Raw genomic sequence first — 18,585 nt, 5'->3', positions numbered from 1 at the left:
AGCGGCGCTGAATCGCTACTCACCAGCGCGGGCTTGATAATCGGAACAGTCTCCGAGGAATACAGTGCCACAGTTCCAGCCGGTCAGATCATCCGCCAAAGTCCAACAGCGAGCAGTGTGCTGCAAGCTGGCAGTGCGGTTGCCATTTGGGTTTCTCAAGGCCTAGCACCGATATCGGTTCCTGATCTATCCGGCCAAACACTCAGCGGCGCTGAATCGCTACTCACCAGCGCGGGTTTGATAATCGGAACAGTCTCCGAGGAATACAGCGCCACGGTGCCAGCCGGTCAGGTCATCCGCCAAAGTCCGACAGCGAGCAGTGTGCTGCAAGCTGGCAGTGCTGTAGCTATTTGGGTTTCTCAAGGCTCAACGCCGATTGATCCGACCGCGCCCGTGGTGGTTCCTGATTTATCCGGTCAAACTCAAACAACCGCGACCTCTATTTTGGCAGCGACAGGATTATTACTGGGCGTTATTCATACAGAATATGATGCAAATGTGCCAGCCGGTCAAATCATTCGTCACATGCCAACCGCGAATAGCAGCGTGCCGCCTAATACTCCAGTTGAGCTTTGGATTTCTAAAGGCGTCGCCCTGTCAATTACACCGACTTCAGTAACATTAGAAGTTGAAAATGGCAAAAGCTATGAAACAAGCTTTACGATTTCCGGTGGTATTTTACCTTATCGTTTAGAATTAACATCCAGCAACACCGATATTCATGGTCAAGTTTCTTTCATGCCTAATGGCAATATCCATTACAGCATCGAAATTCCAGCCAATGCACCACCTGGCCTAACTCTTGAAGATACGCTTTCAATCAGCGATGGAACAGGATCTTTAGTTACAGCTTCGGTAACAGCAAATATCAAGGTTCCTGAAGTGCTTTCGACCTTGCCGAATTTATCCCCGAATGAACGCAGTGTCGCACGCGCACTGGAAAATTCGTTATCTGCACTGAGCAATCTTGTTAATCCAACCCCAGAACAACAAGATCTGCGTAATCAAATTTTAAATTTAATTGCTGCGCCTGATGCTCCAGGAACCCGCGACGCATTAAAAGCATTGACAAATAGCAATGCTGACGCAGCGGGCATTAGCGGCATCCAGACTGGAACTCAGCAACTAACCAATCTAAATACGCGCTTATTGGCGCTTAGACGTGGAGCGACTGGAATTGATCTTCGCGGATTAGCACTGATGGCGGATGGACAGGTTTTATCCGGTCGTGAATTAACCTTGCTCACAGAATCAGGTCAATCCGGTGGTGGCGCAAGCGCCGATAATCCCTTTGGGCGCTGGGGCTTTTTCTTAAACGGACGAGTTGATTTTGGTAATCGCAGTCAGACTGACAATCAAACTGGATTTGACTTCCGCATCACTGGCATTACCGGCGGCATCGATTACCGCTTTAGCGAAAAATTTATTGCGGGTGGCGCACTAGGTTATTCCAGCAATAGCACAAACTTCGATGTTTATGGCGGGAGCCTTGATACAAAAACCCTGCATTTAGCAGCCTATGCGACCCTATCGCCATTCCCGCAAACTTATATTGATGCGGTGATTGATACGGGATGAATAACTATGATTCGCAGCGCAATATCGCTTATCAGATTGCTGGATTTACACCCGTTCAGCGTCAAGCGCAAGCTGATTATCAAGGCAAGCAGCTTGGAGTTAGCTTAGGTATTGGCTATGACATGAATCATGGCGCGTTTGATTTTGGGATTTATGGTCGAGCGAATTATCTGAAAGTAGATGTCGATGCGTTCCGCGAGCAGGGCGCAAAAGGACTCGACCTCGCACTCGATGGGTTTAATAGCACTTCGATCACCACGGCGCTCGGTGCGCAACTCTCGCGCACCTTTAATACGTCAAAAGCGGTTTTAGTGCCGCAAATGCGGTTGGAATGGGAGCACGAATGGGCGAATAACATGAACACGCTGCAAGCGCAGTTCGTTGCTGATCCCACTGCGACAACATTTGATATTACAACTGAAGAGCCAGACCGCGATTATTTCCGCTTTGGTTTAGGAATGTCAGCGGTGTTTCCACACGGTCTATCTTCGTTTATCAATTACAGCGCACTGGTTAATCGGGAGAATTTCACGTTCCATACGATTGATCTTGGCCTGCGCTTGGAGTTTTAGCGGTTTAATCTGCGAATGTCAGCAGCGTTGGCCAGTGTTCGACCCAACAGCAACGATGATCGAACCCAGCAATAAGCCTGTGCATCGCCTGTGGATTTTGCGCCAGAAATCGACGCACTAATAACGGCGTAACATTAACATCGCGCTTGCCGAATAAATGAATCTGGCGAATTGCTGAATGAAGCGGCGTCAGCGTCGCGGGATTGATTGAACCGACGAGACGGCTATAGCCATGCTGGTCAGTCCAGGCGTCAAGATCGAGATTTGCAGCAAGTGTGATGACGGTTTTAACACCTGCTAATTCTCTAGCGATCAATACTGCCAGCACGCCGCCACCACTATAACCAATAAGCGTTAAACGCCGCTCTGGATTATATGGCAGCACACGTTTTATTACGCTTACTAAGCTTGCAACAACTTCAGAACTATAACGGCCATGCGTCCAAAGCCAGGGCGTACAATCCCTAGCTTGCGCGAATCCATCATAACAAGGCCGACCGATATAGAGCGCCGGATGCGGATCCTGCGCCATCAGATGCAATGCCAACGGATAGCGTGCTGTGGGGTCTGCGGCAATACGATCACGGCTGATCCAGGGTAAACCATCGCCTTCTAGGTAAATATGTAAAACCGATGCGGTTGCCCAATCTCCGTGCGTATAAATGACATGATTAAAATGCGTGCCAAGCGTGATTTGGCGCGTCATACCATGCGCCGCAGCGATAGTTGCCGTCGTTGATTGTTTTGCAGTTGCGAATGACGCACAGCCGCTGATACATAACGCAATAACGGCAGCTATGTGCCAATAGATGATTGAGCGGCTGAATAAGATGAGAGCGGAATGTTTATTAACCGCTCGTTTTTTGATGATGTGAATATAGAGCAGAATGCGCGTTGAAATCATTAACCGCGCATTGATTAAAGTTACGTTGCACGTCACTGCAAATCACGCCATATCGCTCGCGACAGGCGTTCGCGCCACACTCGCCCCATGCAGGCTAAATAATAAGTCAACTTCCGCATGTGTGAGGCCACAGAGTTGGCGCACTTCATTGCGCCCGCGACCGAGACGAATCAGTTCAATTGCCTGCACATACAGCCCTTCATCAACACTGCGTAACCGTAACTCACTGTGTTGATCGGCGAGGCGATCCAGCGCCCGTCGGACACTAGATTGATGCTGACTCTGGTCAATGACCTCTTCAGCCACCGCCTTGATCGCGCCATGCAGCGCCAACACGGCGGTATCCAACCCCTGTTGTGCATGGCGCAATTCACGCAACCGCGTCTCAGCGACCCGCAATCGTCGGCGCGTGCGCACCGTCAACCATACGGCTAATAACGCGACAATCAGTGCCAGCGCCGTCAGCACATGCGGTGCATGGAAAAATGCGACAACTGCCTCTATTGCCACAGGTCACGCATATTCATCAACTAACCCGTTGCGCCGACCGCTCAACAGTGGGCACGCAATCGCGTTTGCTTGCCGCAACCGGCGCTCGTTGCCAATACGCCGCCCCGAACGCCATTCCTGCATCCGTCGCTCGTCTTGGCGACGTTCTAGCGCCCGCCGTTCGCTAAACCGTCGCTCTTGTGTCCGCCGCTCACCAAAACGCACCTCAGTTGTCGTCGCTTCAGGTTTACGTCGCCGCAACCACACGCGCTGATGGGGCAGATAGCGTTCGGGATCGCCGCCGACGGAACGCGATGGCATCTGCGCCGCAACCGGTCGTAATGCTTGAATTAATTCATTCATCGTTTTGCTCCACTGACTCACAGCCGCACACTATGCTGAATGATTAGAACATCGGCCTCGTGGATTAAAACATGAGCACGGTAGTCCGAAGCGGTAAACGAATCACGCCACCTCACGCAAACTCGACCAATCCTCGTCAGAGAGTAACTTATTGAGATCAATCAAAATTGTTAGACCGTCATCTGAGCTTGAGACGCCAAGAATAAAACGACTGGTTTGATCGTTGCCAACTGCTGGAGCTGGATCAATGGCCGATTCAGCAATTTGCACCACTTCAGCGACTGAATCGACCATAATGCCAATATTTTGATTATCAACATCAATAATCACAATCCGCGACGCATCATCCGACTCGCGCAAGGGCAATGACAGCCGACGGCGTGCATCAATAACCGTCACTACATCACCGCGCAGATTGATAATGCCTAAAATATAGTCTGGGACACCGGGAACGGGCGCAATTTCGGTGAGCTTGAGCACTTCTTGCACCTGAAGCACATCAATGGCATAGGTTTCATCAGCTAGGCTAAAAGTCACGTAGGACGAAGAGCCACTCGGGCGGCTGGTGCGCGAATCGGTTGCAGTCATGTTCGGTCTCGTGTGAACGATTGATCGTAAAAAAACTTGGCCAAAATGCCGCTCAGGGCAAGCGCCCAATCGCGGCCGGTTGCAACGGGGGTGCGCTAGGTGGCGGTGTCTGCGGCTGGGCGGCGGGCGGGGAAATAAGCGTCGGCAAGAGCGCCGGTGCGGGTGCAGATGGCGGTGTAACCGGAACCGGAGCGGGCGCAGCGGCCTGCGGTGTCGTCTGGGGTTCAGGTTCCAGCCGCGACGGGAGCGTTGGCGTTAAGGGCGCGGCTGGATCATCGGCGTTCGCACGGTCAGCAACGCGGCGCGGCAGCACAATGACCGCGACCCGCCGATTACTGGCGCGTCCGGCTTCGGTATTATTCTCAGCCGTCGGCTGAAATTGGCTATAACCAATTGCCGCCATGCGTTCGGGATCAACCCCATTCTGCGCAAATAAATTGACAACGCTCGCTGCACGTCCCGAAGATAATTCCCAATTCGAGGGATAAATCGTATTATTGATCGGCAAGTTATCGGTATGCCCTTCAACATGAATCCGCACATCGCGCCGTCCTAATACCTGCGCTAATTCAATTAAAGGCGGTCGCGCAGTAGTTTCTAACGTCGCCGAGCCACTGGAAAATAAGAGATTACTATTAATTGAAACTTCCAACCAATATGGCTGGCGCGTCACCTGTAAATTGCCTGATTCAATCAGCGAACTGAGCGTCGTTTCTAATTCTTTCGACATCTCTTGAATTTCACCCATCAGCCGCCCGCGTTCGGCCTCTGAAGCCGAACTAATCAGCGCCGCCAGCGCCGCATCAGTCGGTGAAAAGGGTTCAAAGCTGGGTTTGCGCAGTGGCGGCTCAGTAACCGGAGCCAATGAACGGGTGACATCTTCACTCACTGGTGTGGTTTCAGTCGTCGGTTCACCAATTTGAATCGGATCTAGTGCCGCTGGAGCGCCAAAGGCTTCGATCAAAGACTCTGATAGGACGCCATATTTTCCAGCATCGACCACAGAGACCGAATACATGACAACAAAAAACGCTAGTAACAGCGTGACTAAATCGCCATAGGGAATCGCCCAGGCTTCGTGATGCTGCTGCTCCTCGTGCCGCTTGCGCCGCGCCATGATGCCAACTCACCCTTGAATAAAGCCGTTGAGCTTGCTCTCAATGTTGCGCGGATTTTCCCCTTCGGCAATGGCGACCAATCCTTCAAGCAGCATGGTCTGATAACTGATCCGTGCTTGCACAATGGATTTGAGTTTATTAGACACCGGCAAGAAAAATAAATTGGCCAAGCCAACGCCATAAATCGTCGCAACAAAGGCTGACGCGATGCCCTGACCTAATCTACCTGGCTCGGCGAGATTTTGCATCACCGCCATTAACCCCATCACCGCACCAATAATTCCAAGCGTCGGTGAATAAATACCCATACTTTCAAAAACCCGTGCGCCTTGCAGATCAAAGGCTTCGCTATTATCGAGATCAGATTCTAATACTTGCCGCAAGGCTTGCGGTTCAGCGCCATCGACAAGTAATTGCAGCCCTTTACGTACAAAAGGGTCAGTTTCATTATTAGAACGATCTTCTAGCCCTAATAACCCTTCTTTGCGTGATAAGTGCGACCAATCGACGATGCGCTTAATCATGTCGCGTGGATCGAAACGCGGCGGACGAAATACCCAGGGAAACATGCGCAGAGCGCGGATAAACACCGGCACCCGCGTTTGTACCAGCGTAGCGCCCAAGGTACCGACAATGACGATTAAAAAAGCTGCCAAATTCCACAGGGCTTCGAGCGAACTGCCTTTGGCAATGACACCGCCAAGAATCGCTATTAGGCCAAAGAGCAGCCCAATCAGGCTCAAGATATCCATTTAACAAAAACCCTTGAGCAAGGCGGGGCCGACCTCCTTGAGTGGCAAAATCTGATCGGCCAGTCCCGCATCAATCACTGCGGCTGGCATTCCGAACACGACACAACTGGCAGCATCCTGCGCCCACACATGCGCCCCATTCGCTTTGAGCGCCCGCGTCCCTTCACGCCCATCAGCACCCATGCCGGTCAGTACGATGGCCAGCACCTGCGAGCGCAGTGCGCCGACGGCGGATTTGAAGGTAATATCAACGCTAGGTTTATAAATCGTTCCGGGCGGACTGTCTTCGATACGTATCCGCTGCTGGGCACCGCCTTCGATAAGCAACTGCACACCGCCGGGTGCAAGCAGCGCACTTCCGGGCTTGAGTACATCGCCCGTTGCTGCTTCCTTGACAGTAATCTGACACAGATTATTCAGCCGTTCCGCAAAAGCCGGCGTAAAGCTTGCAGGCATGTGCTGGACGAGGATGATTGGCAACGGAAAGTTTTTCGGCAGACCTTTGAGCACTTCTTGCAGCGCCACCGGGCCGCCGGTCGAGGTGCCAATTAACACCGCACGGAGATTGCGCACCGGAGTCGTACTCGGCGATAACCGTGGCGCTGCCGCCGCAAGTGCCCGTGCGGTCAGGATTGGCGTTGAACTAGGTGCAGACGCCGAACGTTCAGTCAGCGGCGCAGCCGTCGGGCGGATCAAGCGGGCGCGTCCAAGCGCACGGACACGCCGCCGGAGCAATATCTTTGCCGAATCCTCATCGGCGGCCATTTCACTAAATCGCTTAGGTAAAAAGTCCATCGCCCCGGCGTCAAGCGCATCGAGCGTCGCTTTGGCCCCTTCGGTCGTCAGCGTCGAAAACATCAAAATCGGACGCGGCGATTCGGCCATAATGCGCCGCACCGCTGTGATGCCGTCCATGACTGGCATCTCAATGTCCATGGTGACAACATCGGGATTGAGCTGTTTGACGACTTCAATAGCCTCTTGACCATTGGCTGCCGTACCGACGACTTCGATACCAACATCTGCGTTGAGGATTTCAACGATACGCCGACGAAAAAACCCAGAATCATCGACGACCACAACCCGTAAACTCATGCCGACGGCTCCAACACAGTCTGTCGCACTTGGGCATGTGACGCTCGCCCACCGAAACCCGGTTGGCTCATCAAGCGCACCAGCGCGGGAATATCAATAATCAGCGCAATCCCACCATCACCGGTAATGGTCGCGCCAGCCAGTCCAGGCACGCCGTGCAATCCTTTGCCCAGCGGCTTGATGACAACCTCTTCTTGACCAACTAGATCATCGACGACCAGACCGATCTTGCGTTGCGCCACATGAACCACGACAACATGCGCATCGACCTTCGCTTCGACCAACCGATACGGATGCAGCCACCGCGCCGCGTAATACAGCGGCAGCGCATGGTTGCGCACCATGATCGCTTCTTGATCATCGACAAAATGAGTGCGTGTCAAATCCAGATCGAGAATTTCCGACACTGACGCCAGCGGAATCGCAAAGCGCCGCCCGTCGAGAATCACCATCAGCGCCGGCAAAATGGCCAGCGTCAGCGGTAACTTGACGTTGAGCTTGGTGCCCTGCCCGAGTTTGGAATCAATTTCAACCGTACCGTTGAGCTGGGCGATGCGCGTCTTGACCACATCCATGCCAACGCCGCGCCCCGATACATCGGAGATTTCTTCTTTGGTCGAAAATCCGGCCATGAAGATCAGGTCAAAACATTCACGGATCGAGAGTCGCTCGGCTTGCGCTTGATCGAGTAAGCCTTTTTCGACTGACTTGGCGCGAAGCTTTTCGGGATCCATGCCGCGCCCATCGTCCTGAATCAGCAGCGAAATATGATCGCCTTCCTGCGCGGCACCGAGTATGACTGTACCGCGGCGCGGCTTGCCTTTGGCTTCGCGCTCATCGGGCATCTCAATGCCGTGATCGACGGCGTTGCGGATCAAATGCACCAGCGGATCGGCCAGTGCCTCGACCAGATTTTTGTCCAGATCGGTTTCTTCACCGAAGGTCTCTAGCTCGATTTCTTTACCGAGATTGCGGGCCAGATCGCGCACCACACGCGGAAAACGGCTAAAGACTTTTTTGACCGGCTGCATCCGCGTCTTCATCACCGCTGCTTGCAGATCTGAAGTCACCAGCGCCAGCGATGCAATCGCCTTGCCGATCTCCTCATCGCCGGTGCGCACCCGCAACATGCTCAAGCGATTACGCACCAGCACCAATTCACCGACCAGATTCATAATCTCGTCGAGCCGTTGGGTATCGACGCGCACTGAGGTCTCAGCCGCTGGTGCTGCTGCGCCGCCACGTCCACCTTTATTGGCATCACCGGACTCGCCAGTCGATGCGGCTGTTGGCGCAGGCGCTGCCGCAACACTAGGTTTAGGTGGCACTGCCGGTTTAGGTGGCGGTGGTGCGCTGGGCTTAGGTTTTTCAGCCGTCGGTGCTGGCGGTAGGCTGGCGACTGGCGCAGACGGTGCGGTTGGAGCTGGATCCGCATTCCGCATCTGCTCGAGCAGCGATTCAAATTCATCATCCGTGATGAGATCACTTGAACCGCCAGTCACACTCGCGACCGTATCCGGCAGCGGTGCAGTGGGGGGCGGCGGTGCGGTCGCAGCGGGTACCGCTGCTGGTTCATCGGACGTGCCGCCCGATTGCTTGGAGAGTGCTTCGAGTAACGCCTCGAACTCGCCTTCGGTAATTTCAGCATTGCTGCTAACCGTCGCAGTCGGTGGCGCGGCAACCGGCGGCGGTTCCGGTGCCGGCGGCGGTGTCGCGGCAACCGGCGCGGGCGTTCCCTCGCCCGTATCGGGCACGGCTAATGCGGCTAAATCCGTAATCAGTGCCGGTGGTGCGGGTTCAGGTTCACGACCGGATTTTAGATCGCCGAACATGACATTGAGCACATCGAGCACCCGCAACACCACATCCATGAGAATCGAGTCGATGCGCCGTTCGCCATTGCGCAGCAGATTGAACACATCCTCGGCGTGATGACAAACGACGACCAGCGCGTTGAGATTTAAAAAGCCCGCGCCGCCCTTGATCGTGTGGAAACTGCGAAACACGGCATTGAGCAAATCCCGATCATTGGGATTTTGCTCTAACTCGATTAACTGCTCGTTCAGCCCTTCGAGCAGTTCACCCGCTTCGACCAAAAAGTCCTGAAGGATTTCGTCATTCGGATCAATGGCCATGCCTGATCACCCTAGGGTTCGATGGGCCTAGAAGCCCAGGCTGGAGAGCAGCGCGTCTACGTCGTCCTGTCCGTTGACGACATCCGCGACCGTATCATGGGTGTTGGGGACGATTGGGCCTTGACCACGGATATCCGCTGCAACGCTTTCATCGGCATCTGCATTGGCAGCAGTGGTCAGTTGGGGCCGATCCATCCGCGCACTCGACAACCGAATCAGTCCGACCAAGCTCTCTTCCAGCTCCTGCACCAGACGGATAACACGACGAATGATTTGCCCGGTGAGATCCTGATAATCCTGCGCCATCAAGATCTCAGAAAGCAGTGATTTGACGCGCTCGGTTTCCTGCTCACCGCGCAGGAGAAACTCATCGAGTTCGCGTGCCAGTTCACGAAACTCATTAACCGACAATTCACGGTTGCGAAAGCGACTCCATTGCGCACGCAACCGCCCAGCACGCTCGTGGAGCGACTCGGCAATCGGCATGGCTTCATCGAGCGCATTGAGTGTGCGATGCGTCGCTTGCTCGGTCATTGAGACGACGTAATTCAGCCGCTCTTTTGCATCGGGAATCTCGTCGCGGGTCAACTCAATCAGGCGCGAGTCACCCCGAAAACTGTTGAGCGCCTCATGTAGCTCACGGGTGAGCTTGCCGAGTTCCTCAAACAGTTCACGCTCATAAGGCAAACGCAACTGACGGATCAGCTCATCGCCGCCCGTCAGATCGCTGGCCTCCAATCGCTCGACGAGGCGCCGCGCCAGATCGAGCTGGAGACTCAGGCGTTCGTCATCACTGTCCATCGCTTATCCCTGCGTATCAAGGCGCTCAAAGATCTTGTCGATCTTTTCTTTCAGCGTCTCCGCAGTGAAAGGTTTGACGATGTAGCCATTGACACCCGCTTGCGCGGCTTCAACGATCTGGTCGCGTTTGGCCTCAGCCGTGACCATCAGCACCGGCAAGGATTTCAGTTCTGGATCGGCGCGAACTGCTTTGAGCAGCGCAATGCCCTCCATGTTGGGCATGTTCCAGTCAGTAATCAGAAAATCAAAGCCGCCGCTTTTGAGCATCGGCAGTGCCGTGCTGCCGTCATCGGCTTCTAAGGTATTGTTAAAACCCAGCTCACGGAGCAGGTTTTTGATGATACGTCTCATGGTCGAAAAATCGTCCACGATGAGGATTTTCATGCCTTTGTCCACGCAACGCTCCACATGGAATTGATCGATTTAAACACGACGATCTGAGCCAGACTCGGCCCAGTCACTCAAACGGCCCCGCAACCGATGCAGGGCCTGACTACGGATCTGGCTCACTCGCGATTCGGTGACCTCTAGCACGGCCCCGATCTCGCGCAAATTGAGTTCTTCATCATAATAGAGTGCCAGCACCAGGCGCTCACGTTCCGGCAGGCTGGCCAGTGCTGTGGCTAAGGCCGTCGCAAATTGCTCACGCTCGACCTGCTCACCCGGCAGCGCGGTGCTGCCGGCCAGCCAGCGATCGGTGTCCGACTCCTCGCCAAACAGATCCTCTAAGCCAAGAATCTGACAACTGGCCGTATCCTGCAACATGCCATGATAGTCGTCGAGACTGACCGTGAGTGCAGCGGCAATCTCACGATCCGTCGCCGCTCGTCCCGTATCGGCTTCGATCTGGCGGATCGCCTCGGCAATCCGGCGGCTGTTGCGATGCACCGAACGCGGTGCCCAATCGGCACGCCGCAGTTCATCAATCATTGCCCCGCGAATGCGAATCCCAGCATAGGTCGCAAAGGTTGCGCCCTGCCCTAGCTGGAATTGGCGAGCCGCTTCGATCAAGCCGACCATCCCAGACTGTATCAGATCCTCAACCTGTACCGAAGCCGGTAACCGTGCCATCAAATGATGCGCAATGCGGCGCACCAGCTCGACATGCTCTGACACCAAGCGCCCGGCTTCATCCGTCGCAGACGCATAGCCGAGTGCAGCACGGCTCCGCATCATCCCGCGCCTTGTAGCAGCCGCTCGATGAAAAAGCCAATCCCGCCGACATCTTGCGTACTGGTGTGTGCCGTATCAATCCAACGCGCTAGGTCGGTAAACGCCCGCGCCGATGGACTGCCCGGATAGAGGCTCACTACCGGCTGCCGCTTTTGCACCGCCAGCCGGAGCTTGTCATCTGCTGGGATCATCGCTGCTGATTCCAGCACCACATCCGGCAAATAATTCGTACACACGCTCATCAGCTTGCGCATCAACCGCTGCCCCGAATCGCCATCGCGCAGCATGTTGCAGATGACGCGAAACCGCCGAATCCCGTGATCTTGATGCAGCACTTTTATCAGCGCATAGGCATCGGTCAGCGACGCTGGTTCATCGCACACGACGACAAACACCTGTTGCACCGCTTTACAAAAACTTGTTACCGCATCATTGACGCCGGCTGCCGTATCGACCACCAGCACATCGAGCGGCTTATCATAACTGCTAAAAGCGCGAATCAGACCCAAATGCTCGGCGGGCGTGAGATTGGCCATCGAGCCGATGCCCGACGCTGAAGGCACCAGCAACAGCCCATCGGGGCCGGGCAACAGGATTTCTTCCAGATGCTCAACCCGACCGGCAACCAGATCGTGCAGGGTTTTGGTCGGGCGCAAGCCCAGCATCAAATCCGCATTGGCTAACCCTAAATCCGCATCAAACAGCATCACATGCCGTTCCAGTCGCGCCAAAGCGACCGACAGATTGACGGCGACGTTGGTTTTGCCGACTCCCCCTTTGCCACTCGCAATGGCAATGCTCAGAAAGGGCCGGTTCCTAGTAGGCTGCATGCACGGATTTCCTGAAGGGTACGACAGACTCCAGCAACAGGCTATCACGAGTCACGACACTGGGTGCAGGCGTCGTGCGTGCAGGCGGTGGCGGAGTGGCCGTCTTCGGTAGCGACGGTCTGGGCGGTGGCTGAATTTCGCAATCGTCGGGGGTGAGCATCGGACGCGGCGCGGTGAGCGGGGCAGCAGTGGTCAGTGCTGGCGCTGTCATAGTCGCAGCAGCACCGGCAGCAGTGGTCACGGATGCCTCGGCAGGCTGTGCGACATGATGATACGCGGTCTCGTCCTCGACATGTGGCTCGCCGAGAGCGAGGCGGGTGAGATGAGCAGTATCAGCTTTGTGAAAATCTTCTTCAATGCGCTGGCCGTCGCTTTGAAACACCAGCCCGAGACGTTGTTCAAGTAGCACCGAGAGAATCTCACCCAAGCGCTCGGATTCGTCGATTTTGGTCAACACCAGCGCCGCTGGCTCGCAGCTCTGAAACGCGGTGAGCACTTGCCGGAGCACACCGGCCTGATGGGTCGCGGGGATGACTAGCCAAGTTTCCAGATCAACTAAATGCCGAATCTGGGCAAAGAGCTTGCGTTCAGCGGCATCGCGGGCCGAACGGCCTTCGGTATCGACGAGAATCAGATGACCGTCAGCAGTGCGATTGGCTAAATTAGCCAGTTCACGTTCACTGTCGAGCAAAATCACCGGCACGCCGGCCATTTGCCCAAAAGCTTGCAGTTGTTTATGTGCCCCGATGCGTTGCCGGTCGAGCGTCACCAGCGTCACGGAATCGGCTCCGAGACGGCGAATCCGATGCAGCGCCAGCCGACACACGGTGGTCGTTTTGCCCGCTCCGGTCGGCCCAACCATCGCTAACACGCCGCCGCGCTCCAAGATATTCGGTTGCACGGTGGCAACCGAGGCCGACAGCCGCGCCCGCAGTTTTTGCCAAGCTAATGCGGCGGGTTGATCTTCTTGCAGCCCGCCGATAAGCGAACGCGCCAGCCGATCATCAAAACCACAGTCGCCGAGGCGCTCGATAATTTGTGCCGCTAACGGATGGCGCACCGCCCATTGATCGCGCTCGTTGAACGTCTGTTGTTGTGCCAGCAGCGTGCGCAGATCGCGCAGTTCACGCCGCACCGCCACCAGTTCAGGATCAGAGGTGAATGCACGCGCCGAGCGCACCGCTCCGCTCTGCGGACGTGCTGTGCTCAATTCAGGCAGTGCCTCGGCGGTAACGACGACTTCGACCAAGCCATCGACGCGCCGCGTCGAGAGGATCACCGCATCCGGCCCTTGTTGATCCCGCACTTGGCGCATGGCGTCTTGCATCGTCTTTGCCTGATAGCGCCGCACATTCATCGCTCAAACTCCCGTTACTCAGTCAGGCCCGCGCCTGAGCATTGTCGCTCTTGCCCACAGTCGCCACGATGCGGATGCGCCGGTTGTCGGGAATCTCGGTAAACGCGAGGACGTTGAGATTGCGTACCGCACCGCGCAACCAGCTTGCAATCCAGGATCGGATCTCTGGAGCTACCACCAAGACAGCCGGTAGACCTTCGGCCTCCTGTTGCTGTGCCGCCTCACTCACGGAGCGTTGCAGGCGCTCAGCCAGGCCAGGTTCGATGCTGATGGACTCGCCCTGACTGCCTTGGAGCGACCGATGCAAAAGCTGTTCCAATGATGGATCGAGCGCGATCAGTGGCAGTTCATCATCAGGGCCGACTAAATCCTGCACAATCGACCGCGAGAGCGCACTGCGCACGGCAGCCGTTAAAACGGCAGGATCTTGACTCTTAGTGGAACGCTCCGCCAAGGTCTCGGCGATTGTGCGCAGATCGCGGATGGCGACCTGTTCGGCGAGCAAATTTTGCAACACCTTCAGGATCACTCCGAGTGAAAGTGTTTTCGACGATAGCAGGTTTTCGACCAATTTGGGCGAACGTTGCGCCAATTGGTCGAGCAAATGTTGCACTTCTTCATGCCCAAGTAGCCGATGCGCCTGTTCGCGGAATACCTGTGACAGATGGGTCGCAATCACGGTCGCGGCATCGACGACGGTATATCCGGCCGCTTGCGCTGTATCGCGGTTAATCGGATCGATCCAGAGCGCATCGAGATTAAAGGTTGGATCTTTGGTCGGCGTGCCGGGCACGCTGCCGAATACCTGCCCGGGATTGATCGCTAAATCACGGTCAGGAAACACCTCAGCTTCGGCTGTGGTCACGCCGAGCAGCGAAATCCGGTACTGATTCGGCCCCAATTCCAGATTATCGCGAATATGCACCGGCTGAATGAGAAAGCCAAATTCTTGCGAGAGTTTGCGCCGAATGCCCTTGATGCGCGTCATAAGCTGGCCGTCCTGACTGCGATCAACCAGCGGAATCAGCCGATAGCCGACTTCGAGCGACACCAAATCGACCGGCGGCACATCGTCCCATGACAGTTCGCGCTCTTCGGCTGCGGCAGCGGGCCGCTCGCCGCCATCCGGCCCGCCGGGGCGTCGTTCCTGCCCCTCGGCGAGTGTTTCCGCCGGTTTGGCCGCGATGAGATAACCGGCACCGATTAAGCTCGATGACAAGCCCAAAAACACCAAATTCGGCATCCCTGGAATCAAGCCGAGAATCCCGATCACGCCGCCGGAAATATAGAGCACACGCGGGTTGGCGAACATTTGCCCGAACACCTGCTGGCCCATATCTTGGGAGCTAGAGGTGCGGGTGACGATGATCGCGGTCGCTGAGGACAGCAGTAGCGAGGGAATCTGCGCGACCAGACCATCGCCGATACTCAATAAAATGAAGGTGTTCGACGCATCGGCAAAGGTCATCCCAGCTTGGCTGACGCCGATGACGATGCCGCCGATGACGTTAATAAACAGAATCAGGATGCCGGCGACCGCATCGCCGCGCACGAATTTACTCGCGCCGTCCATTGAGCCGTAAAAATCGGCCTCTTGCGCCACATCCTCGCGCCGTTTGCGGGCATCATCCTGCGAAATCAACCCAGCGTTGAGATCGGCGTCAATCGCCATTTGCTTGCCGGGCATGGCGTCGAGCGTAAACCGGGCGCTGACCTCGGACACCCGCCCCGCGCCCTTGGTGACGACGACGAAATTGATGATGACCAGAATCGTGAACACCACCACGCCAATCGCGAAATTGCCGCCGAGTACAAATTCGCCAAAAGCTTCGATCACCTTGCCTGCCGCCTCAGTACCCTCGCCGCCGTTGAGCAGAATCACCCGCGTTGAGGCAACATTGAGCGCCAGCCGTAGCAGCGTGGCGACCAGAATCACCGTCGGAAACGAGGCAAAATCAACCGGACGTGGCGTATACACTGCCACCATAACCACGATCAGTGACAGCGCGATATTGAAAGTAAACAGCAGATCAAGCAAAAACGGCGGTAGCGGCAGTACCAGCATTCCGAGCAGCGCAACCAAGAGGATTGGCGTCGCCAACCCCATGCGCCCGACGGTACGCAGACGTTCAGTGAACTGACTCATCGCCGCCGTCCTCGCTGCCGAGGCGCAGTCTGCGGATCGAGATAGTCTTCCGGCACCGGCAAATCGTCCGGCAATTCAACGCCAGGCTCCTCGCGCTTGAGCTGATAGACATAGGCCAAAATCCGCGCCACGGCGACGAATAACCCATTGGGGATTTCTTGATTTAAATCGGTCGTGAAATAAATGGCCCGCGCCACGCGCGGTGATTCGACACAGGGAATGCCATGCTCCTCGGCCAATTCACGAATCGCCAGCGCCACCGCATCCGCGCCCTTCGCCAATAATTTCGGAGCCGCCATTGTTAACGGGACATACGCTAATGCTACGGCATAATGCGTTGGATTTGTAATCACGACATCCGCTTTCGGCACCTCAGTCATCATGCGCCGCTGCGCCATTTCGTGCTGCAATTGCCGAATGCGCCCCTTAACTTCGGGTTTGCCTTCAGTTTCTTTATATTCATCCTTAATTTCTTGCAGCGTCATGCGTAATTGTTTTTGGTGATTCCACATTTGAAACGGTGCATCAATTGCCGCGACAACGAGCAGCGCGGCTGAAGCCAGCAAAAATAACCAAGCAGCCATGTGTACGGTTTGCACAATTGCCGACTCGACTGGCAGTTCACCTAATGTCAAGAGTTCACCCCAAATACTCTGAATCCCCCAAGCAGCCACCGCACCGACCAAGCCGAATTTAATTAAACCCTTGACCAATTCCATCAGTCCCTGCACCGAAAACACCCGCTTCAGACCAGTAATTGGATTCAGCTTAGAGAATTTTGGCATCAGCGCTTCGGTTGAAAAATTTATTCCCCCGACGACAATTGGCCCTATCAGGGCAATCACCATCAGCACACCGAACAATGGAGCCAAAATCCACAGCGCCCGCCCAAGTAAATACTGAAGATGCGGCACTAACAAACCTTCATCAAAAATCAAGCCGCGTTCTAGTGTCCAACCTTCAATCATCACTTGACTGATGCGCGTAGCCATGCCGCCGCCCAAAAACAGCAAAAACGCACCGCCAACAATTAAAATAATAAAGGTATTGAGTTCCCGTGAGCGTGCAACCTGACCTTTTTCACGCGCCTCGCGCAAGCGTTTCGCGGTTGGAGCTTCGGAGCGTTCTTGGCCATTTTCATTCTCAGCCATATATTATAGCCTCCCGATGCGCTCAATCAGCGGTAATGCGCTAAATAGAAAATCGCCAATTCGAGCAGTAAGACTCGGCAACGTCCAGATAATAATTAAAAATCCCGCTACAATCGTAATTGGAAAACCGACAGCAAAAATATTCAACTGTGGCGCAGCGCGGGTGACGACACCCATCGCTAAATTAACCAATAACAGCGCCGCAATCGCAGGCAACGCAATCAGTACGGCACCAGCAAACATCTGCGCCCCAAATCCAGCGATATACCAAAAATCTTCGGGTTCTGGCCCATCTAAGCTAATTGGAAAAGTTTCAAAACTCTTGAGCAATAATTCCAGCAACACTAGATGCCCATTCATGGCTAAAAAAATCAGCGTTGCCAGAATTGAAAGATACTGCGAAATCATCGGCACCTGAACGCCGCCGACCGGATCAACCGCCGAAGCAAACCCTAAACCCATTGAAAGCGCAATCGCTTCACCAGCTTGATTGATCGCCGAAAATACCAGCGTCAACACAAACCCCATTGCAATGCCAATCAACGCCTGTTCCGCCGCGACGACTAATCCATGCGCACTCAGCGGATCAATTAACGGCGGTTCTGGTAATTGCGGCGCGATCATCCATGTTAACAGCAACGCTAAACCCAATCGCACCCGCGTATTGATTTGACGCGCACCGAATACCGGCGCAACCAATAATAGCGCACTGATACGCACCAACGGCCAGGCTAATGAAACCGCCCAGCGCACAATATCGTTGGCTTCCAATAACAGCGTCGCCATTACCGTTATAATATACTAAACTCATTTGAAATTTTCGTTTTTGAAACCAGCTTTGCATTCATTTAGTTTATGCTTAACTGTCAAGTCCCGCGAGATTATAGACACGCTTTTTGAAGCGTTCGGGGCATTGTTGTTGCCAGTCCTTGAGTGCTTGAATCGGCGCGATGTGTCCGAGCGCCTTCTGCGGGATCTGATGATTGTATAACCGCACGTAGCCGTTGAGGGTGTCGGCTAGGTTCTGGGAGGAATCAAAGCGGGTGGTAGCGAGCACCTCGGCAATGCGCCCATTGAAGCGTTCGACCATGCCGTTGGTCTGCGGATGACGGGGGGCAGTGAGGCGGTGTTCGATGCTGTGATCGGCACAGCCTTGGTCGAAGAGATGGCGTCCGGTTGGTTCACGTTCGCCGGTGGCGCAGAAGCGATCAGTGAATTCCTTGCCGTTGTCGGTGAGGATCTTCTCAATCGTGAACGGGGCTTTTTCGACCAGACGCCGCAGGAAATCGCGGGCGTTGGCGGCGGTTTTCTCGGGCAGGATTTCGACATAAACCCAGCGCGAGGCGCGGTCGATGGCGACAAACAGGTATTGATGTGCCGCTGCATCCGGCATCTGCGGCAGGTATTTGACATCGATGTGGACAAACCCTGGTGCGTAGTCCTTGAAGGTTTTGACCGGCTTGGCTTCGCCTTCCGGTTGCGGGATCAGGGCGCTGAGGTTGGAGACGCCGTGGCGGCGCAGACAGCGATCTA

The 18,585-nt window shown here is 55.1% G+C and carries 19 protein-coding genes; 2 read left to right on the top strand and 17 right to left on the bottom strand.

Annotation, left to right across the window (positions count from 1 at the left end; genetic code table 11):
- Window positions 1–1,578: PASTA domain-containing protein (locus BLW10_RS12465; RefSeq protein WP_143117080.1), on the top strand; the 1,578-nt coding region annotated here is incomplete at its 5' end.
- Window positions 1,575–2,150, top strand: a complete 576-nt coding sequence (locus tag BLW10_RS14455) for an autotransporter outer membrane beta-barrel domain-containing protein (RefSeq protein ID WP_091335151.1) — start codon at window positions 1,575–1,577, stop codon at window positions 2,148–2,150. The genes BLW10_RS12465 and BLW10_RS14455, both read left to right, overlap by 4 nt.
- A gap of 4 nt (window positions 2,151–2,154) precedes the next feature.
- Here the strand turns inward: BLW10_RS14455 and BLW10_RS12455 are convergent, their stop codons facing one another.
- From BLW10_RS12455 to BLW10_RS12375, 17 genes are all read right to left on the bottom strand, one after another.
- Complete coding sequence (locus BLW10_RS12455) at window positions 2,155–2,856, bottom strand: alpha/beta fold hydrolase (protein WP_245709383.1); 702 nt, start codon at window positions 2,854–2,856, stop codon at window positions 2,155–2,157.
- 240 nt (window positions 2,857–3,096) lie between these two features.
- Window positions 3,097–3,564, bottom strand: coding sequence for a DUF2802 domain-containing protein (locus BLW10_RS12450; protein WP_245709381.1), 468 nt, complete (start codon window positions 3,562–3,564; stop codon window positions 3,097–3,099).
- Between the two features lie 3 nt (window positions 3,565–3,567).
- Window positions 3,568–3,906 carry a hypothetical protein gene (locus tag BLW10_RS12445; protein ID WP_091335149.1) on the bottom strand — a complete coding sequence of 113 codons (339 nt, stop codon included), beginning with the start codon at window positions 3,904–3,906 and terminating at the stop codon, window positions 3,568–3,570.
- 102 nt (window positions 3,907–4,008) lie between these two features.
- Window positions 4,009–4,494 carry a chemotaxis protein CheW gene (locus tag BLW10_RS12440; protein ID WP_091335147.1) on the bottom strand — a complete coding sequence of 162 codons (486 nt, stop codon included), beginning with the start codon at window positions 4,492–4,494 and terminating at the stop codon, window positions 4,009–4,011.
- Between the two features lie 52 nt (window positions 4,495–4,546).
- Window positions 4,547–5,611, bottom strand: a complete 1,065-nt coding sequence (gene motD, locus BLW10_RS12435) for a flagellar motor protein MotD (RefSeq protein ID WP_091335145.1) — start codon at window positions 5,609–5,611, stop codon at window positions 4,547–4,549.
- Between the two features lie 9 nt (window positions 5,612–5,620).
- Window positions 5,621–6,364 (bottom strand): flagellar motor protein, encoded by a 744-nt coding sequence (locus BLW10_RS12430; protein WP_091335143.1) that lies wholly within the window; start codon window positions 6,362–6,364, stop codon window positions 5,621–5,623.
- Window positions 6,365–7,459 (bottom strand): protein-glutamate methylesterase/protein-glutamine glutaminase, encoded by a 1,095-nt coding sequence (locus BLW10_RS12425; protein ID WP_091335142.1) that lies wholly within the window; start codon window positions 7,457–7,459, stop codon window positions 6,365–6,367. It lies immediately after the preceding gene.
- Window positions 7,456–9,594, bottom strand: coding sequence for a chemotaxis protein CheA (locus BLW10_RS12420; protein WP_091335140.1), 2,139 nt, complete (start codon window positions 9,592–9,594; stop codon window positions 7,456–7,458). Before BLW10_RS12420 ends, BLW10_RS12425 begins: the two co-directional genes overlap by 4 nt.
- 27 nt (window positions 9,595–9,621) lie before the next feature.
- A complete protein-coding gene (locus BLW10_RS12415) occupies window positions 9,622–10,395 on the bottom strand; it encodes a protein phosphatase CheZ (RefSeq protein ID WP_091335139.1) in 774 nt (257 codons plus the stop codon).
- Between the two features lie 3 nt (window positions 10,396–10,398).
- On the bottom strand, window positions 10,399–10,779 hold the full coding sequence (gene cheY, locus BLW10_RS12410) for a chemotaxis response regulator CheY (RefSeq protein WP_091335137.1): 381 nt from the start codon (window positions 10,777–10,779) through the stop codon (window positions 10,399–10,401).
- A 39-nt stretch (window positions 10,780–10,818) separates the two neighbouring features.
- On the bottom strand, window positions 10,819–11,571 hold the full coding sequence (locus BLW10_RS12405; RefSeq protein WP_091335135.1) for an RNA polymerase sigma factor FliA: 753 nt from the start codon (window positions 11,569–11,571) through the stop codon (window positions 10,819–10,821).
- The gene (locus BLW10_RS12400; protein ID WP_091335134.1) at window positions 11,568–12,398 is read right to left on the bottom strand and encodes a MinD/ParA family protein; all 831 of its coding nucleotides are present in this window, start codon (window positions 12,396–12,398) and stop codon (window positions 11,568–11,570) included. Before BLW10_RS12400 ends, BLW10_RS12405 begins: the two co-directional genes overlap by 4 nt.
- Window positions 12,385–13,755, bottom strand: a complete 1,371-nt coding sequence (flhF, locus tag BLW10_RS12395) for a flagellar biosynthesis GTPase FlhF (protein WP_091335132.1) — start codon at window positions 13,753–13,755, stop codon at window positions 12,385–12,387. The genes BLW10_RS12400 and flhF overlap by 14 nt, the downstream gene beginning before the upstream one ends.
- Window positions 13,756–13,777: 22 nt before the next feature.
- Complete coding sequence (gene flhA, locus BLW10_RS12390) at window positions 13,778–15,901, bottom strand: flagellar biosynthesis protein FlhA (protein ID WP_091335130.1); 2,124 nt, start codon at window positions 15,899–15,901, stop codon at window positions 13,778–13,780.
- Window positions 15,898–17,052: a flagellar biosynthesis protein FlhB gene (flhB, locus tag BLW10_RS12385; protein ID WP_091335129.1), complete on the bottom strand. Its 1,155-nt coding sequence runs from the start codon at window positions 17,050–17,052 to the stop codon at window positions 15,898–15,900. The genes flhA and flhB overlap by 4 nt, the downstream gene beginning before the upstream one ends.
- A gap of 3 nt (window positions 17,053–17,055) precedes the next feature.
- Window positions 17,056–17,829 carry a flagellar biosynthetic protein FliR gene (gene fliR / locus BLW10_RS12380; RefSeq protein ID WP_425425909.1) on the bottom strand — a complete coding sequence of 258 codons (774 nt, stop codon included), beginning with the start codon at window positions 17,827–17,829 and terminating at the stop codon, window positions 17,056–17,058.
- A gap of 82 nt (window positions 17,830–17,911) precedes the next feature.
- Window positions 17,912–18,585 (bottom strand): DDE-type integrase/transposase/recombinase (locus BLW10_RS12375; RefSeq protein WP_143117079.1); only part of this gene is annotated, 674 nt, incomplete at its 5' end.

Origin of the sequence: Allochromatium warmingii, from assembly GCF_900107145.1 — a bacterium.
Taxonomy (GTDB): Bacteria; Pseudomonadota; Gammaproteobacteria; order Chromatiales; family Chromatiaceae; genus Thermochromatium; species Thermochromatium warmingii.
The sequence above is the reverse complement of the archived record's forward strand: the minus strand, read 5'-3'. Positions and strand labels throughout refer to the sequence as shown.

Bases quoted from the DNA above. Each gene is read 5' to 3' on its own strand.
- BLW10_RS14455 (WP_091335151.1), top strand. From the start codon at position 1,575: ATGAATAACTATGATTCGCAGCGCAATATCGCTTATCAGATTGCTGGA.
- BLW10_RS12455 (WP_245709383.1), bottom strand. From the start codon at position 2,856: ATGACGCGCCAAATCACGCTTGGCACGCATTTTAATCATGTCATTTAT.
- BLW10_RS12445 (WP_091335149.1), bottom strand. From the start codon at position 3,906: ATGAATGAATTAATTCAAGCATTACGACCGGTTGCGGCGCAGATGCCA.
- BLW10_RS12440 (WP_091335147.1), bottom strand. From the start codon at position 4,494: ATGACTGCAACCGATTCGCGCACCAGCCGCCCGAGTGGCTCTTCGTCC.
- motD (WP_091335145.1), bottom strand. From the start codon at position 5,611: ATGGCGCGGCGCAAGCGGCACGAGGAGCAGCAGCATCACGAAGCCTGG.
- BLW10_RS12430 (WP_091335143.1), bottom strand. From the start codon at position 6,364: ATGGATATCTTGAGCCTGATTGGGCTGCTCTTTGGCCTAATAGCGATT.
- BLW10_RS12425 (WP_091335142.1), bottom strand. From the start codon at position 7,459: ATGAGTTTACGGGTTGTGGTCGTCGATGATTCTGGGTTTTTTCGTCGG.
- BLW10_RS12420 (WP_091335140.1), bottom strand. From the start codon at position 9,594: ATGGCCATTGATCCGAATGACGAAATCCTTCAGGACTTTTTGGTCGAA.
- BLW10_RS12415 (WP_091335139.1), bottom strand. From the start codon at position 10,395: ATGGACAGTGATGACGAACGCCTGAGTCTCCAGCTCGATCTGGCGCGG.
- cheY (WP_091335137.1), bottom strand. From the start codon at position 10,779: ATGAAAATCCTCATCGTGGACGATTTTTCGACCATGAGACGTATCATC.
- BLW10_RS12405 (WP_091335135.1), bottom strand. From the start codon at position 11,571: ATGATGCGGAGCCGTGCTGCACTCGGCTATGCGTCTGCGACGGATGAA.
- BLW10_RS12400 (WP_091335134.1), bottom strand. From the start codon at position 12,398: ATGCAGCCTACTAGGAACCGGCCCTTTCTGAGCATTGCCATTGCGAGT.
- flhF (WP_091335132.1), bottom strand. From the start codon at position 13,755: ATGAATGTGCGGCGCTATCAGGCAAAGACGATGCAAGACGCCATGCGC.
- flhA (WP_091335130.1), bottom strand. From the start codon at position 15,901: ATGAGTCAGTTCACTGAACGTCTGCGTACCGTCGGGCGCATGGGGTTG.
- flhB (WP_091335129.1), bottom strand. From the start codon at position 17,052: ATGGCTGAGAATGAAAATGGCCAAGAACGCTCCGAAGCTCCAACCGCG.